This window comes from Pseudomonas sp. XP2 (assembly GCF_053557975.1).
In genome coordinates, this window is record NZ_JBNRIK010000020.1 from 18,191 (window position 1) to 34,266 (window position 16,076).

Annotated in this window: 13 protein-coding genes; 10 read left to right on the plus strand and 3 right to left on the minus strand. The window is 63.0% G+C overall.

Translation table 11 applies throughout. The features are described from left to right. The first annotated feature begins 122 nt into the window (after positions 1-122). From ACK1VC_RS19955 to ACK1VC_RS20000, 10 genes are all read left to right on the plus strand, one after another. Positions 123-908: an SDR family oxidoreductase gene (locus tag ACK1VC_RS19955; RefSeq protein ID WP_016486824.1), complete on the plus strand. Its 786-nt coding sequence runs from the start codon at positions 123-125 to the stop codon at positions 906-908. A 56-nt stretch (positions 909-964) separates the two neighbouring features. Further along, a complete protein-coding gene (locus tag ACK1VC_RS19960) occupies positions 965-1,942 on the plus strand; it encodes a bifunctional MaoC family dehydratase N-terminal/OB-fold nucleic acid binding domain-containing protein (protein ID WP_191087714.1) in 978 nt (325 codons plus the stop codon). 8 nt (positions 1,943-1,950) lie between these two features. Further along, the gene (locus ACK1VC_RS19965; RefSeq protein ID WP_016486826.1) at positions 1,951-3,084 is read left to right on the plus strand and encodes an acyl-CoA dehydrogenase family protein; all 1,134 of its coding nucleotides are present in this window, start codon (positions 1,951-1,953) and stop codon (positions 3,082-3,084) included. Beyond that, positions 3,056-3,475, plus strand: a complete 420-nt coding sequence (locus tag ACK1VC_RS19970) for a MaoC family dehydratase (protein WP_024717895.1) — start codon at positions 3,056-3,058, stop codon at positions 3,473-3,475. Before ACK1VC_RS19965 ends, ACK1VC_RS19970 begins: the two co-directional genes overlap by 29 nt. A 19-nt stretch (positions 3,476-3,494) precedes the next feature. Beyond that, a complete protein-coding gene (locus tag ACK1VC_RS19975) occupies positions 3,495-4,673 on the plus strand; it encodes a lipid-transfer protein (RefSeq protein WP_016486828.1) in 1,179 nt (392 codons plus the stop codon). Between the two features lie 10 nt (positions 4,674-4,683). Then, positions 4,684-5,853, plus strand: a complete 1,170-nt coding sequence (locus ACK1VC_RS19980; RefSeq protein ID WP_016486829.1) for an acyl-CoA dehydrogenase family protein — start codon at positions 4,684-4,686, stop codon at positions 5,851-5,853. 54 nt (positions 5,854-5,907) lie between these two features. Continuing rightward, positions 5,908-7,095 (plus strand): acyl-CoA dehydrogenase family protein, encoded by a 1,188-nt coding sequence (locus ACK1VC_RS19985; RefSeq protein ID WP_016486830.1) that lies wholly within the window; start codon positions 5,908-5,910, stop codon positions 7,093-7,095. A 13-nt stretch (positions 7,096-7,108) separates the two neighbouring features. Continuing rightward, on the plus strand, positions 7,109-8,263 hold the full coding sequence (locus ACK1VC_RS19990; protein ID WP_016486831.1) for an acyl-CoA dehydrogenase family protein: 1,155 nt from the start codon (positions 7,109-7,111) through the stop codon (positions 8,261-8,263). Positions 8,264-8,267: 4 nt separating this feature from the next. Further along, entirely contained in the window at positions 8,268-9,956 is a 1,689-nt protein-coding gene (locus ACK1VC_RS19995; RefSeq protein ID WP_016486832.1) for a class I adenylate-forming enzyme family protein, read from the plus strand. A gap of 89 nt (positions 9,957-10,045) precedes the next feature. Then, entirely contained in the window at positions 10,046-11,428 is a 1,383-nt protein-coding gene (locus ACK1VC_RS20000) for a DUF1329 domain-containing protein (RefSeq protein WP_024717894.1), read from the plus strand. 47 nt (positions 11,429-11,475) lie between these two features. Here the strand turns inward: ACK1VC_RS20000 and ACK1VC_RS20005 are convergent, their stop codons facing one another. The 3 genes from ACK1VC_RS20005 to ACK1VC_RS20015 form a co-directional block, all read right to left on the minus strand. Next, entirely contained in the window at positions 11,476-13,605 is a 2,130-nt protein-coding gene (locus ACK1VC_RS20005; protein ID WP_060517724.1) for an oxidoreductase, read from the minus strand. An 82-nt stretch (positions 13,606-13,687) separates the two neighbouring features. Further along, on the minus strand, positions 13,688-14,518 hold the full coding sequence (locus ACK1VC_RS20010) for an alpha/beta fold hydrolase (protein ID WP_016486835.1): 831 nt from the start codon (positions 14,516-14,518) through the stop codon (positions 13,688-13,690). Between the two features lie 17 nt (positions 14,519-14,535). After that, a complete protein-coding gene (locus tag ACK1VC_RS20015) occupies positions 14,536-15,870 on the minus strand; it encodes a spinster family MFS transporter (RefSeq protein ID WP_016486836.1) in 1,335 nt (444 codons plus the stop codon). Between the last annotated feature and the right edge of the window lie 206 nt (positions 15,871-16,076).

Below are 16,076 nucleotides of genomic sequence, written 5' to 3' on the forward strand. Positions count from 1 at the left end.
GAGCGGGCGCCATTGCGCGGATTGTTGCCAGCGCGGCGCCACGCTTCATCGTCCGTTCAGACGACGTGGTCGAGCAGTTTTGTCCCTAGAGTGGCCCTCAACACAAGCATGAGGAGCGTGCCATGAGTGGTCACTCGGGACTGGATTACAACGGCAAGGTGGTACTGGTCACCGGCGGTACCAAAGGCATTGGCGCTGGCATTGCCCGCAGCTATCTGGCCGCCGGGGCCAAAGTGATCGTGTGTGGGCGCAACCTGCCTGAGCAATTGCCGAGCGTGGCTCAGGGCCAGGCGGACTTCATCGCCGCCGACGTGCGCGACCAGGCCTCCTTGCAAGGCCTGTTTGAGAGCATCCGCAGCAAATACGGCCGCCTCGATGTGCTGGTCAACAACGCGGGCGGCAGCCCCTCGGCCGACGCCGCTAGCGCCTCGCCGCGTTTTCATGAGGGGATTATCCGCCTCAACCTGATTGCACCGCTCAATGTCGCCCAGCAAGCCAACCTGCTGATGCAGGCCCAGGCCGACGGCGGTTGCATCGTGTTTATTGGCAGCATCAGCGGCCTGCGTGCCTCGCCCGGCACAGCGGCGTACGGCGCGGCCAAGGCCGGCGTGCTGGCCCTGGTGCAGTCGCTGGCGGCGGAGTGGGCGCCAAAGGTGCGGGTGGTGGCGGTAAGCCCAGGCCTGGTGCGCACCGAGCTTGCCCATCTGCACTATGGCGACGCGCAAGGCATCGCTGCGGTCAGCGCCGGTATCCCGGCCGGGCGCATGGCGGTGCCCGAGGACATCGGCAACGCCTGCCTCTATATCGCTTCACCGCTGGCCACTTACGCCAGCGGTTGCAACCTGTTGCTGCATGGCGGTGGTGAACGCCCGGCTTATCTCGGTGCGGCGCAGGCTACCCCGCACTGATCGACCCACGTCGGCGTTGCGTTGCGGGCGCCGCTTTGAACACGCAGGAGACGAACTTGGCTGATCCAGAATTGCTATCCAAAGTGCGCGCCCTGGTTGGGCGCCAATACGGCCGTGTAAACGCCTGGGACGATGTCAACGCGCCAATGATTCGCCAGTGGTGCGAAGTCATCGGCCTTGAAAACCCGCTCTACACCGACCCTGTGGCAGCTGCCAACAGCAGCAATGACGGCATCATCGCGCCGCCACCCATGCTGCAGATCTGGTGCATGGAAGGCTTTCACATCAATAACTACGCACCAGGCTCGACCACCGAAAACCCCTATGAAGTGCTCGGTGTGATTGAAAGCTATGGCTACCCGTCGGTGGTGGCGGTGAACTCTGAGCTGACCTTCGAGCGCAACCTGCGCCTGGGCGAAAAGCTCTACTACACCACCCGCCTGGACTCGGTCGGCGAGGAAAAGACCACCGGCCTTGGCACTGGCTTTTTTGTCACCCTGGTCATGAGCTACTTCTCGCAGCAGGCCACGGGCGACGAAAAAGTCGGCGAGCTGTTGTTCCGGGTGTTCAAGTTCCGCCCGGCCAACGCGCACAAGGTCCAGGGGCAGCCCCAGGCCGTGGCCGAGCCGGCGCAGGCGAAGCGTCCGGCGCCCGGCGTCAGCGACGACACGCGGTTTTTCTGGGACGGCTGCAAGGAAGGCAAGCTGTTGATCCAGCGCTGTACGCAGTGCCGCACCTTGCGCCATCCGCCGGCACCGGTGTGCATCGAGTGCCATGGCTTCGACTGGGATACCCAGCAGGCCAGCGGCAAGGGCCGGTTGTACTCCTTCGTAGTGATGCACTACCCGCAGGTGGCACCGTTCGATCATCCCAACCCGATCGGTCTGATCGAACTGGACGAGGGCGTACGCCTGATCGCCGGCCTGGTTGGCGTCAAACGTGAAGACATCAGCATTGACCAGCGTGTGGAGGTCGAGTTTCAGACCTTCGACGACGACCTGGCGCTGCCGATGTTCCGTCCATCGGCACAGTAGGGGGCACCATGGATTTTGAACTCAGCGAAGAGCAGCGTGCCATCGCCGAAATGGCGGGCAGCCTGATGAGCGACTACTGCACCGACGAGCGCCTGCGTGACTGGGACCTCTGCGGGCAAGCCTATATGCAAGACCTGTGGCACAGCTGCGTACAAACCGGCCTGCATGCCCTGGCTATCCCCGAAGCTGCTGGTGGCAGCGGGCTGGGCATGACCGAGCTGGTGCAGATCCTCGATGCCCAGGGCGGTGCCCTGGCGCAAGTGCCGTTGTGGCGTCACCAATTGGCCGCGACCACCCTCGCCGAGTTCGGCGACAAGGCCCTGGCACCATGGGTGGAACAGGCTGTGGCGGGCTCAGGCTTGCTGACCCTGAGCCTCGATGGCCTGAACACGGTGCGCGGCATCGAGCTCGAGGCCAGCGCCGAAGAGGGCGGGTGGCGCCTCGATGGCCGGGTTGCGGCACTCGCGTTGGCCGAGCAGTCGGTGGCAGCGCTGGTACTGGCCCGGGTGATGGGGCAGCCACGGCTGGTTCTGGTAGACCTTGGACAGTCGGGCATCAGCCGGGTAGCGGGGGTCATGACCCACGGCGAAGCCATTGCTGACCTCAGCTTCAGCGGCGTCACCCTGAACAATCTGCAGGTGCTGCCCGCCGCGGCCCTGGATTGGCTGGCACCGCGTGCAATTGCCTCCCTGGCGGCCTTGCAGTTGGGCGTCAGCGCCGAGCAGGTGCACCGCACCGTCGCCTATGTCAGCGAGCGTCAGCAATTCGGCCGCTGTATCGGGAGCTTCCAGGCCGTGCAAATGAGCATGGCCGACACCCATGTGCACCTGGAGGTGTTGCGCAGTGCCCTGTGGCAATTGTGCTACCGCCTCGACGCCGGTCTGCCGGCCCCTTCGCAGGCCTTGGCCACCGCGTACCTGGCGTGCGAAGCCGGGCACCGCATCGGCCACACCGCACAGCATGTGCATGGCGGCATCGGCGTCGACCTGACGTACCCGATCCATCGCTTTCTCTACTGGAGCCGCGCCCTGAGCAGCGCATTGGGAGGGTCGTCGATGATCCTGGAGCGTCTGGGCGACTGGTTGAGCGATAACACTACCTTGGGATGGAAATATGACCTCGATGAACACCAAGCGCTTTGAAGACGTGCGCCCTGGCGAGCAACTGCCCGAGCTGACGATCCCGATCACGGTTGGCCTGATTGCCGGTGGGGCGATAGCCACACGCGACTACTTTCCCGGTCACCATGACCTGGACGCGGCGCGCGAGCTGGGTTCGCCCCATATCTTCATGAACATCCTGACCACCAACGGCCTGGTGCAACGCTTCATCGAGCAGTGGAGCGGCCCGCAGGTTCAGTTCCGTACGCTGAAAATAAAACTGGGCGCGCCAAACTACCCCGGCGACAGCATGACCCTCAGCGGCGAAGTGACCCATCAGGATGCGGCTACGCGCAGCCTGGAAGTGACCCTCAAGGGCAAAAACTCCATGGGCAATCACGTGACCGGCACGGTCGCGCTGGTTCTGCCTTGATCCGCGGGAGACAACACAGATGACGAATTCGTCGATTTCCGGGCGCGCTGCCATTGCAGGGCTGGGCGCGACCGAGTTTTCCAAGAATTCCGGGCGCACCGAACTGCGCCTGGCCATGGAAGCGACCCTGGCAGCGCTCGAGGACGCCGGAATTGACCCTGGCGAAGTGGAGGGTTTCAGTTCCTATTCGGTCGATAAGGTACCGGAGTACGAAATTGCCCGCCTGCTGGGCTGCAAAGACGTCAAGTTCTTCTCCCAGGTGCCCCACGGTGGCGGCGCCGCCTGCGGGCCGGTGATGCATGCGGCGATGGCGGTGGCCACCGGGGTGGCCAAGGTGGTGGTGGTCTATCGGGCGATGAACGAACGCTCCTGGTACCGCTTCGGTACCGGCAGCTATGGCTTTGCCTCGACGCCGACCTTCGAGAACGTGAACTACGGCTGGTACATGCCGCACGGCTTTCACACCCCGGCGGCCTGGGTCGGCATGTTTGCCCAGCGCTACATGCACACCTACGGTGCTACCTCCGAGGACTTTGGCCGGGTGGCGGTGGCAGTGCGCGATTTTGCCGCCACCAACCCCCAGGCATTTTTCTACGGCAAGCCCATCACCCTTGAAGAACACCAGGCCTCGCGCTGGATCTGCGAGCCGTTGCACCTGCTGGACTGTTGCCAGGAGTCCGATGGCGCGGTGGCCATGGTAATCACCTCGGCCGAGCGGGCCAGAGACCTCAAGCAAAAGCCCGTGATCATCAAGGCCGGCTCCCAGGGCATCAGCGCGGGGCAACAAGTGATGACCTCCTACTACCGCGACAACATCACCGGGCTGCCGGAAATGGGTGTGGTCGCCAAAGAGCTCTACAGCCAGTCGGGCCTGGGCCCGGAGGCGTTGCAGACTGCCGTGATCTACGACCACTTCACGCCATTCGTACTGCCGCAACTGGAAGAATTCGGCTTTGCAAGGCGCGGTGAAGCCAAGGAATTCATCCGTGCCGGGCACCACGCCCGTGGCGGCAAACTGCCAATCAACACCCACGGCGGGCAGTTGGGCGAAGCCTACATCCACGGCATGAATGGCATCGCCGAAGCCGTGCGCCAGGTTCGGGGTACGGCGGCCAACCAGGTGGACAGTGTCGAAAACGTGTTGGTGACCGCCGGAACCGGCGTGCCTACCAGCGGCCTGATTCTCGGCGCGGTATAAGGAGCGTCCCATGTTCGTCGATCTCACCCCCGAACAGCATGCCCTGAGGCTAAAGGTCCGGGACTATTTCCAGAACCTGATGACCCCCGAGCTTCGCCAGCAGATGCGCGGCACCGAAGGCGGCGAGCTGTTTCGCCGCACCATCGCCCAGATTGGCCGTGACGGCTGGCTGGCGGTTGGCTGGCCGAAGGCCTATGGCGGCCAGGGTTACGCGGCCACCGAGCAATTGATCTTCTTCGAAGAAGCCAACATCGCTGGCGCACCGCTGCCGTTCGTGACCATCAGCACCGTTGGCCCGGCCCTCATGGCCCACGGCTCGGCGCTGCAAAAAGAAAAATTCCTGCCCGGTATCGCCGCCGGCGAGATCAACTTTGCCATCGGCTACTCCGAAGCCAGTGCCGGCAGCGACCTGGCCGTGCTGAAAACCACCGCGCGCGAAGACGCCGACGGCTTTTTGGTCAACGGCAGCAAACTGTGGACCTCGGGCGCCGACTCGGCCGACTACATCTGGTTGGCGGCACGTACCGACCCGGAGCAGGCGCGGCACAAGGGCATCTCGATCCTGATTCTCGATACCCAGGCCGAAGGCTTCTCCAGTACGCTGATTCCAACCTCCGGCAACCCCACGGCCGCCACGTATTACGATAACGTGCGGGTGCCGAGGGATATGCTGGTGGGCGAACTGCACGGTGGCTGGAAACTCATCACCGCACAGCTCAACCACGAGCGCCTGGGCCTGGGTGCCTGGTCGGACAAGGTCGTCAGCCTGTTCAGCCGGGTGTACCTGTGGGCACGTTGTGCCGATGAGCAAGGCCAGCGTGCTACCGACCACGCCTGGGTGCGCCGCGATCTGGCCGAGTGTTATGCCCGGCTCGAAGCCATGCGCCTGATCAACTTCCGTATTGCCGCCGACCTTGAGCGGGACCGCGTCGATGTCGCGCTGGCCTCGACCACCAAGGTCTACGGCTCGGAATCGGCGATCGAGATCCTGCGCAAGCTGTCGGCCATCGTCGGTGCCAGCGGCTTGACGCGGGCGGGCTCTGCGGCGGCTTATCTGCTCGGCGAGCTGGAGTATGAAGTGCGCGCCTCGGTGAACCTGACCTTCGGCGGTGGTACCAATGAAATCCAGCGCGAGTTGATTGCCCAGTTCGGCCTGGGCATGCCGCGCACGCAACGCTGAGTCACCGTTGTACCCTTGAAGCGAATAACAATAACGTCCCTTTCAGGTGAACGAATGAGCGCAATCGAGCAGTTCAGGCAAGCGACGCGCCAATGGCTGGAGGCCAATTGCCCGCCATCGCTGCGCACGCCCACCCCCGACGGCGAAATCGTCTGGGGTGGCCGTCAAGTAGACTTTCCCAGCGAAGACGCCCGGCTCTGGTTCGAGCGTATGCGTGACAAAGGCTGGTTCTGCCCGCAATGGCCCAGCGAATACGGCGGGGGCGGGTTGAGCGCCGAGTACAACGCGGTGCTGGAAAGCGAGCTGCGCCGGCTAAAGTGTCGGCCCGCGCAGATCAACCTGGGTATCTGGATGCTTGGCCCGGTGCTGTTGGAGTTCGGTAGCGAAGCGCAGAAACAGGCGCTGCTGCCACCGATGTGTCGTGGTGAGGTGCGCTGGTGCCAAGGCTTCTCCGAACCCAATGCTGGTTCCGACCTCGCCAGCCTGAAAACCTCGGCGGTGGCCGATGGCGATGACTTCGTGATCAACGGCACCAAGATCTGGACTTCCTATGGCGACAAGTCCGACTGGATGTACGCCTTGGTGCGCACTGATCCGAAAGCGCCCAAGCACCAGGGGATCAGCCTGATCGTGCTGGACATGAAAAGCCCTGGGGTGAGTGTTTCACCGATTGACCTGATCAGCGGCAAATCGGCTTTCTGCCAGGTATTCTTCGATAACGTGCGCGTTCCGCAAAGCCAGTTGATCGGGCCGCTCAACGGTGGCTGGAACCTGGGCAAGAGCCTGCTGCAGCACGAGCGCAAGGCCATGTCCAAGTTCGGCGAGTTCAGCCTGCCCACGCACTTTCACCTGCTGCCGTTGATCGAACGCTACCTGCCCGACAGCCAGGCGCCTGACGACCAGGCCCTGCGTGCTCGGGCCCAGGCCTGCGCGATGAATGAACAGGCCTACAACCTCACCGTGCAGCGCATGGGCGAGGAGGCCCGGGCTGGCCTGGATATCAGCGCGATCATGGCCATCATGAAACTGGTGCATACCGAGCAGGAACGCGACAAGTTCGAGATTCTCCTCGATGCCCTTGGCTACCGCGCGCTGGGCGTTGAAGGCGAGCCGTTCAGCGGCCAGGAACTGGCGATTACCCGAGGCTGGCTCAACAGCTATGCCCTGACCATTTCCGGCGGTTCGTCGGAGGTGCAGTTGAATGTCATCGCCAAGCGGGTCTTGAACCTGCCCAGTGCTTGAGGGGAGTGTGAACATGAGTCTGGTGTATAGCGAAGAGCAACGCCTGTTGGCCGACAGCGCCCGCGAATTTCTCGCGGCGCGCAGCCCGGTGGCGGCGCAGCGGCGCCTGCGCGACGAGGCAAGCGTGCCAGGGTATGACCCGCAGCTGTGGCAAGAAGCCGTGGGTCTGGGCTGGAGTGGCATTCCATTTCCCGAGGCGTTGGGCGGGCTTGAATTCGGCTGCATGGGCCTGGGGCCGATTTTCGAGGCCATGGGAAGAAACCTCTCGGCTTCACCCTTGTTGTCCAGTGTGGTACTCGGTGGCTCGCTGATCCATCTGGCTGGCGGCGCGGCGCAACACGACCAGTGGCTGACGGCGGTGATCAGTGGCGAGCGGCGCCTGGCCCTGGCACTGGATGAAAAACCGCGCCATGCCCCTGAGCACACGGCACTGACGGCGACGGCCGAGGCTGGTGGTTATCGTCTGGATGGCGAGAAATTCTTCGTCATCGATGGCCTGGGCGCCGATGCCTACCTGGTAGCGGCGCGCACCAGTGGCCGCGCGGGTGAGAAGCAGGGCATCAGTGCATTCCTGATCCCGGCGAACACCCCGGGCTTGCAGGTCAGCGCATTGACGCTGATCGACTCGCGCAATTGCGCGCGGCTGCGTCTGAGTGCCGTGCAAGTGGGCAGCGAAGCTTTGCTCGGTACGCTCGGTGGGGCTTGGTCGGTGCTGGACGAGGCGCTGGACCGGGGACGTGCTTGCCTGGCCGCCGAGTTGCTCGGCGCTGCCGAGCAACTGTTTGCCATGACCCTGGAATACCTCAAGACCCGCGTGCAGTTCGATGTCCCCATCGGTTCGTTCCAGGCCCTGCAACATCGGGCCGCGCGCTTGCATGTGGAGTTGCAGCTGGCCCGCAGCGCGGTGATGGCGGCGTTGGCCGCACTCGATGACAACGCGTTGAGCGCGGCCGAGCGCGGGCGGCTGGTGAGCCTGGGCAAATGGAAGGCCGGCGAGGTGGCCGCCCAGGTCAGCAATGAGGCGGTACAGATGCACGGTGGCATCGGTGTCACCGATGAGCTGGACGTCGGCCTTTACCTCAAGCGGATTCGCGTGGCCCAGGCGTGCCTGGGTGACAGTGACTTCCAGTGCGCGCGCTACGCCGCTTTCGCGTCTTTGGAGAGCTAAGAACATGAAGCTGGAACAGTGGCGCAACGCCTGGCAGCAATTGATTGGCCCTGGTTCGCCGTTCGAGGTGGTGTCTTCGCCCAACGACGGCCTGCGGTATTTTCGCCATGCACCTGCGAACTTGCTCGAAGCCATCGATGCGGGCCGTGCGCACGGTGACCGTGAGTTTCTGGTGTGGGAGCAGCAACGGCTGACGTTCGCCGGCTTTTTCGATCAGGTCGACCGCCTGGCTGCGCAACTGGCGCAGCGCTTCGGGGTAAAGCAGGGTGATCGAGTGGCCATTGCCATGCGCAATCAGCCTGCCTGGCTGGTGGCCTTTGTCGCGGTGCAGCGTTGTGGCGCGGTGTGCGTGCCGTTGAACAGCTGGGGCCTGCGTGACGAATTGTTCCATGGCCTGCAAGACAGCGGTGCGCAGGTGCTGGTCTGTGACGAACAACGCCTGCAATTGCTGACCAGCGATCTGCTCGCACAGCGACTGGTCAGCATTGTGGTTGGCATGCCGGCGGGGCAAGCATTATCGGCCAACTGCCAGCGTTTCGAAGATCTGATCCAGGGGCCGCTGCTGGCGCTGCCGGCCATCGAGATCAATCCGGCTGACCCGGCGCTTATCCTCTATACCTCTGGCACCACCAGCCGGGCCAAGGGCGTGCTGTCCAGCCATCGGGCCATTTGCCAGGCACTGGCCGCGCTGGAGTTCCAGTCGGCGTTCTGCGCCGTGAGTTCGCCCGAGCGTATCCAGGCGGTAATCGCCAGCGGCTTGGCGCCGACCAACCTGATGGCGGTGCCGCTGTTCCATGTCAGTGGCCTGCACGCCCAGTTTTTGCTGGGGCTGCGCAGTGGCCGGCGCTTGTTGCTGATGTACAAATGGGACGTGGACAAAGCCTTCGACCTGATTCGCGACGAGCGCTGCACCCAGTTCAACGGCGCACCGGTAATGATGCAGCAATTGCTTGGCTCGCCGCGGTTTGCCAGCACCGACAGCGACAGCCTGTACGGCCTCGGCCTGGGCGGGGCGGTGGCTTCCAGCCGGCTGCTGGCGCACATCAGCAAGCGCAAGCCCCATGCGATTGGCGGCAGTGGCTATGGCTTGACCGAAAGCAACGGCATCGGTGCCGCGGTGGGCGGCGATCAGTTCGTCTACAAGCCCGACTCGGTGGGCTGGCCGCTGCCGATCGTAGATGTATGCATCGGCCCGGACCCGTACTCACCGCTACCCGCGGGGCGCAGCGGTTTGATCTGGCTACGTTCGCCGACCCTGATGAGCGCCTACTGGCTGTTGCCCGAAGCCAGTGCCGAGACCTTGCGCGACGGTTGGCTCGACACCGGTGATATTGGCCATCTGGACGACGAGGGCTTTCTGTACATCACCGACCGTGCCAAGGACCTGATCAACCGGGCGGGCGAGAAGATATCCGCCAGTGAAGTGGAGTCGTGTATCTGCGAAATGCCTGGCGTGACCGAGGCGGCCGCCTTTGCCCTGGACGATGAGGAACTGGGCGAGCGCCTGGCCCTGGTATTGCGCAGCGAACTGCAGCCAGCGCCTACCCCGGAGCAAGTGTGCGCCTTTATCGGCCAGCGCCTGGCGGCCTACAAGGTGCCAGCCGAGGTACACCTGCGCCGCGATCCGCTGCCGCGTAATGCGTCGGGCAAGGTGATCAAGGCGCAACTGAAGGAATCATTGGTCGGCGCCTGACTGATTAGTCTTTCCGGACGATGTACTCCCCCGCAGATCAGGAACAATGGAGGTACCCCAGTAGTCCTGGTCTGCGAAGGAGCCAACCGATGAAAATAACAACAAAAGGCGTGATGTTCGTAGCTGCAGTGGCCGCCAATGTCGGCCTGCAAGGCAACGCACTTGCGCAAGTGTCGCCTGAAGAGGCTGCCAAACTCGGCAAGGAACTGACCTGTGTCGGTGCCGAGAAAGCCGGTAATGCCGAGGGTACCATTCCGCCCTACACCGGCAAGTACCTTGGCGAAGTGCCGGGCTGGAACCATGTGAAGTTCTCTGGCGATCAACCGGTCGACCCTTACGCCAACGAAAAGCCCATCCTGGTGATCACCGCGCAGAACATGGGCCAGTACGAGAGCCATTTGACCGAAGGCCAGAAGGCCCTGCTCAAGCGCTATCCCACCACCTACAAAATGAACATCTACCCGGGCCATCGGGACTTTCGTTACCCGGACTACGTCTGCGAGCGGGCGATGAAGAACGCCTTGAGCGCCAAGCTGGTCGACGACGGCATGGGCATCGAGGGGATTGGCCAAGTCCCGTTCCCGATTCCGAAAAACGGCATGGAACTGCTGTGGAATCACCAGTTGCCGGCACGGGCCTACACCGAAGAAAAGGTCAGCGACCTGGCTTCGGTGTTGCCAAACGGCAGCATCGGCTGGGGCCGCGCCTATGCGCGCAACCTCTCGCAAGCCAACTCACCGACCGTCGAGCCAAAAACCGAAGGCCAGATACAAGCCATGAGCTGGAACACCACCTTGAAGCCGGTGCGCGACAACGGTGTGGTGAGTATTTCGCAAGAGCCCTATAACTTCCTCGCCAACCCTCGCCAGGCCTGGAGCTACAGCCCGTCTACCCGGCGTGTGCGGCAACTGCCTGGCTACGGGTACGATCAGCCGATGATCGGCACCAACGGGACCATGACGGTTGACGAAGACCGTCTTTACAACGGTTCGCCCGAGCGCTTCAACTGGACGCTGATCGGCAAGCGCGAAGTCTACGTGCCGGCCAACGCCTTCAAACCCAATACCGGTGACATCAAGTACGCCGACATGCTTACCCCCAACCACCCCAACCCCGACTACATGCGCTACGAGCTGCGCCGTGTGTGGGTGCTTGAGGCCAAGCTGAAAGAAGGCTACCGCCATGTATACGGCAAGCGTGTGCTGTTTATTGACGAAGACACGTGGAACGCGGTGGTTTCGGACAACTATGACAGCCGTGGTGCGTTGTGGAAGCACGCGATGATCAACTACTACTACCACCCGGACATGAGCGCCTGGCAGGCCGGTTCGCAGTTCTTCATGGACCTGAACTCGGGCCAGTACACCGGCTACGCCATGACCAACGAATCGAAGAAAGGACCGATTCTCAACGAAGCCAAATTCACCCCGGACATGTACACCGCCGATGCGGCGAGGGCGATGGGGCGGTAACGACAAAGCCAAAAAAACCCCAGGTAGAACCTGGGGTTTTTTTGGCTTCAGGCTTCTCGCCCAGCGCGATTGCCGGCGGCGATGGCGCCTTCGATGTAACCCAGGCTCTGACAGTCACCAATGCTGACGACCTTCAACCCGGCACTGCTCAGTGCATCGCTCAGGCGGGTATCAGGCGTCGCACCACTGGCCAGCACCATCGAATCACCGCGCACCTCGGCAGCTTCACCTTCGGCTGTCTGATAGCGCACGCGGTTACCGTCGATGGCGGTAACGCTCACCCCGGTCAGCAGCTGCCCACCGTGCACACGGATGCCATGCAGCACCCGCCAACGCCGCACAATCGCCAGTTCCCGGCCCAGGTGGCCGCTGTTTTCCAGCACACACACCTGACGCCCACGTGCAATCAGGAACTCCGCCAGTTCCAGCCCCACCAGCCCACCGCCGACAATGATCACGCGTTTGCCCAGGGGCATCCACACGCGTGACAGCTTTTGCATGGCGTCGGTGCTGTCGGTGACGCCGATCAGGTTGCCGGCCTTCATCAGGGTGCGTTGCGTCAGCGACAGCTTGCGCCGGGCGATCTCTTCGGCACGGTCGCCGGTCATCAGCCGGCGCAGTTCATCACCACTCCAGACATGATCCTGCTCGGCGCCTGGGATGCCCGGTGCGGCGCGCTGTGCGCCGGTGGCCACAATCACTTGATCGACGCCCAGGTCGCGCAGCAAGGCTGCATCCACCGTACTGCCCATGCGTACATCGATGGGCAGTTGCCGCACCTGGTACAGCAGGTTGTCGAGCAGGCGTCCGTTTTCGGGGTAGGCGAGGGCAGCAAAGAACAGGGTGCCGCCCAGGCGGTCACTGCGCTCGAGCAGCGTCACGCGATGGCCGCGCAAGGCCGCCACGCGCGCGGCTTCCAGGCCCGCCGGGCCACCGCCGATCACCGCCACATGTTGCGGGGCTGCAACCGGAGTGATGACGCGCTCGCTTTCATGCCCGGTTTGCGGGTTGACCGCGCATTTGACCCGCTCGTTGATAAAGATCTGGCTGACACACACGTAGCAGTAAATGCACGGTCGAATGGCCTGCAGCTCACCGGCCTGCAGTTTGTTGGGCAATTGTGGGTCGGCCAGCAACTTGCGGCCCATGGCGATGAAATCACACTGGCCGGCGGCAATCGCGGCGTCGCCGGTTTCTGGTTCGATACGCCCGACGGCAATCACCGGAATGCTTACGCATTGCTTGATGGCCGCTGTCCATTGGAGAAAAGCCCCGGGCTTTTGCACCAGCGGCGCTTCGGTAAAGGCCACGCCGCTACTGGTCATGGCGTAGGCCGAGACACTGACTGCATCGGCGCCGGCGCCCTCAGCCAGGCGAGCAACCGCCTTGGCATCGTCGAGGGTGATGCCACCGGGGGTCAGCAGTTCTTCGGCATCCAGCCGCAGCCAGACGCCAAAGCCGGTGCCAACCCGCGCGCGTATGGCGGCCAGGACCTCAAGCAGCAAGCGCGCACGGTTTTCCACTGTGCCACCGTATGCGTCTTCACGGCGGTTGTAATACGGCGATAAAAAGCCGGCGATGATGTAGTTGTGCGCGGCATGGATTTCCACACCGTCGAACCCGGCGCGATGTGCACGCTCGGCAGCGGCTGCGAACCATTCGACCATCTGTGCGATGTCGTCCTGGTCCATCACCCGCATCTCGATCCTGCCTTTGCGACCGCGTACGGCGCTGACAAAGGAGGCGAGTTCTTCCGGGGTCAAGGCCTGCATCATGTCGGAGGTACTGGCCGGGGGCAACGACGGCACCCACAGTGGCCGGCCCGCAGCCATGTCCCGTATGGCGTTCTTGCCGGCGTGCTGCAGCTGCATGGCGATCTTTGTACCGTGCCTGTGCACGCGTTCAGCCAGTTGGGCAAGGCCCGGGATGAATTCATCAGAAGAGACACCGACCTGGTACGGCTCGGCGGTACCGGCCGGGAAGGCGACGGCGCACACCCCCATGATCAATAGCCCGGCACCGCCTTCGGCACGTGCTTCGTAGTAGGCCTGGATACGTTCGCCACAGTGCCCGTCGGATTCGGCGAAGTTGGAGCCCATGGGCGCCATGATGATGCGATTACGCAGTTGAAGGGGGCCGATGCGGCCAGGCGCAAGCAAGTGGGAGAGTTTTGTCATTGTTATGTCAGCCCTTGGTAGAAGCCAGTCGATACGACAGCGGCCAGGTTGCTGCTGTCGCAAGGTACGTTGCGTACGACGACTAGGCTTGGCGCAGGAACTCGAGGCAGGAACGGTTGAACAACTCACGGTGCTCCACCTGAACCCAATGTCCACAGCGATTGAGCAGAATAAAGCGGGCGTCAGGGGCGTTGTCGAGCACTTTCATCGCGCCACCGACCGGGTTGAAGTTGTCGTTGGTGCCCCAGAACCCCAGAATCGGTACCCGCAGCTCCTCGAGGCGCTCGGTCATGTTCGGCACCATCATGGTCGAGAACAGGCAGTGCGGCTGGTATTTGGCCACGGCAACGCGTTCGGCCAGCAGGCTGTCGGGCAGTTGCGAGGCATCGAACAGCTGCAGGCTCATGATCTGGCGCATTTTGTCGATGTCGAGCGGGCCGGCATTGAACAGCTCGACCATGCGCTGAATACCGATCTTCTTGAAGTAGGTTTCGCGCTCTTCGACACCGCCCGGGGCCATCAGGATCAGCTTGTCGAGCAATTGCGGTTCGGCCAGCCCCAGGCCAATGGCGATGGCGCCACCCAGGGAATTGCCGAGCAGGGTACAACGTTGCACTTCAAGGGCCTTGAGCAAGCCGGACACGGCGTTGACGAAGAAATCCAGGTTGTACTGGACGTTGTCGGGCTTGTCCGAACGGCCGAAGCCGGGCAGGTCGATCACCAGGTTACGAAAGCCGGCCGCAACGAAGTCGGGGTAGTTGCCCTTGAAGTTGCTGTAGCCACTGGCGCCCGGGCCACTGCCATGCAACCACACCACGACGGGGCCGCTCCCTTCGTCGAGGTAATGCAGGCGCAGGCCGTTGTCGAGGGTGACGAAGTGGCCGATAGGCAACGGTAGGTCTTGTTCTGACATCTTCGAATCTCCATTGATCAGGCAGTTACGGCATTTTCAGGGGTGGCAGTCGGTGCAGCCGATCGCTGCAGTTGGGCGCGGTAGCGGGGCAGGGCCATGCCCAGGAATACGGTCGAGAGCATCAGCATCGAAATGGAGGCGGCCAGGGCGTAGCGCAGCGCTTCGGTGCCGAGGGACGGGGCGAGCAGATCGCTGAGTACGCCGATCAACAGCGGGCCAACGCCGACACCCAGCAGGGTCATGGCCATGACGAAGATTGAAGTTGCCTGGGCCAGGCGCGCAGCCGGGAACAAATGTGTGACGGCGCCCAGGCACGGGGTCGCCCACCAGGTACCAAAGAAGGCAAAGCCTGCATAGAAGAGGAATGCGGTCGGCACCGGGGTGCTGCCCAGATGGAACAGAATGCCGGTTGGCCAAAGGAAGTACGCCAATGCGAACGGGATACTGACCAGGGTGGCTAGCAGCGGGACGCCGATCTGCCAGCCGGCATCACGGCGAGCCATGCGGTCGGAGATTATGCCGCAGGCCAGAGTGCCGAAGGTGGCACCGCTGCCGCCCACTACGCCGACCAGAAAACCTGCATCCTGCAGGTTCAAACCGTGGGAGCGGATCAGGAAACTCGGGCTCCAGGTGCCAATCGCATAGCCGGCGATGGCGCTGGACGCGCCGGTCAGCACCAGCCAAAGGAACGATGGGGTTTCCATCAGCTTGGCCACCGTCTTCGCCCAGCCTTCTTGAATGACTTCGACCTTGGTCTGCACTTCGCTGGCAATTTTCGGCGCACGGACCGTGAGCCACAGCAGCAGCCCCAGCAGGATGCCCGGTAGACCAATGATCACAAACGCCGAGCGCCAGCCATAATGCTGGGCGATCCAGCCACCAAAACCGAGGCCGAATATGGCGCCGAAGCTTGAGCCAAGCATCAGGATGGACAGCGCAGTGGAGCGATTTTTTGCTGGGTAAAGCTGCGAAATCATCGCCACCGAAGGCGCCGTGCCGCCCGCTTCACCAACGGCTACGCCGATCCGCGCCAACACCAGCAGCCAGAAGCTGGTGGCCAGGCCACAGGCCATGGTCATCACACTCCAGGCAATGCAGCAGGCGGCGATAACCGGTTTCGGCCCGATACGGTCGGAAAGCCGGCCCAGGGGGAAGCCGAACAGGGTATAGAACACCGCAAATGTCACCCCCGAGAGCAGGCCGATGCCCGTGTCGGAAATGCCGAACTCCGCCTTGACCGGCTCGATCAGGATCGCCATCAACTGCCGGTCGATGTAGTTGAAGATGTAAATCACGGCCAGCACGAACAGTGCGTAGTGGCTACGCCAGGTAACGCGGTTGGAAGAGTTCACGACGGGTGCTCCCGGTTTTGTTCTAGTGAGCAGGAGCGTGGCGCCGATCACGCTCGGGCACATCGTCCATTCAGACCACTTGCTTGCGGCACAGCGGGCAAGCGCGGCTGCGTAGTCTTATCGGACGATGTTGCGGTTTTGTACAGGGTTAATGATTTGTCCCGTGCTCGATCATCCAGCGCGTTGCGCCGGTGATCGGGGAAGCC

What these genes read in the sequence shown, in the direction of transcription:
- ACK1VC_RS19970 (WP_024717895.1), top strand. Translation starts at nt 3,056, where the DNA reads ATGACCTCGATGAACACCAAGCGCTTTGAAGACGTGCGCCCTGGCGAG.
- ACK1VC_RS19965 (WP_016486826.1), top strand. Translation starts at nt 1,951, where the DNA reads ATGGATTTTGAACTCAGCGAAGAGCAGCGTGCCATCGCCGAAATGGCG.
- ACK1VC_RS19990 (WP_016486831.1), top strand. Translation starts at nt 7,109, where the DNA reads ATGAGTCTGGTGTATAGCGAAGAGCAACGCCTGTTGGCCGACAGCGCC.
- ACK1VC_RS20010 (WP_016486835.1), bottom strand. Translation starts at nt 14,518, where the DNA reads ATGTCAGAACAAGACCTACCGTTGCCTATCGGCCACTTCGTCACCCTC.
- ACK1VC_RS19955 (WP_016486824.1), top strand. Translation starts at nt 123, where the DNA reads ATGAGTGGTCACTCGGGACTGGATTACAACGGCAAGGTGGTACTGGTC.
- ACK1VC_RS20005 (WP_060517724.1), bottom strand. Translation starts at nt 13,605, where the DNA reads ATGACAAAACTCTCCCACTTGCTTGCGCCTGGCCGCATCGGCCCCCTT.
- ACK1VC_RS19995 (WP_016486832.1), top strand. Translation starts at nt 8,268, where the DNA reads ATGAAGCTGGAACAGTGGCGCAACGCCTGGCAGCAATTGATTGGCCCT.
- ACK1VC_RS20000 (WP_024717894.1), top strand. Translation starts at nt 10,046, where the DNA reads ATGAAAATAACAACAAAAGGCGTGATGTTCGTAGCTGCAGTGGCCGCC.
- ACK1VC_RS19975 (WP_016486828.1), top strand. Translation starts at nt 3,495, where the DNA reads ATGACGAATTCGTCGATTTCCGGGCGCGCTGCCATTGCAGGGCTGGGC.
- ACK1VC_RS19980 (WP_016486829.1), top strand. Translation starts at nt 4,684, where the DNA reads ATGTTCGTCGATCTCACCCCCGAACAGCATGCCCTGAGGCTAAAGGTC.
- ACK1VC_RS19985 (WP_016486830.1), top strand. Translation starts at nt 5,908, where the DNA reads ATGAGCGCAATCGAGCAGTTCAGGCAAGCGACGCGCCAATGGCTGGAG.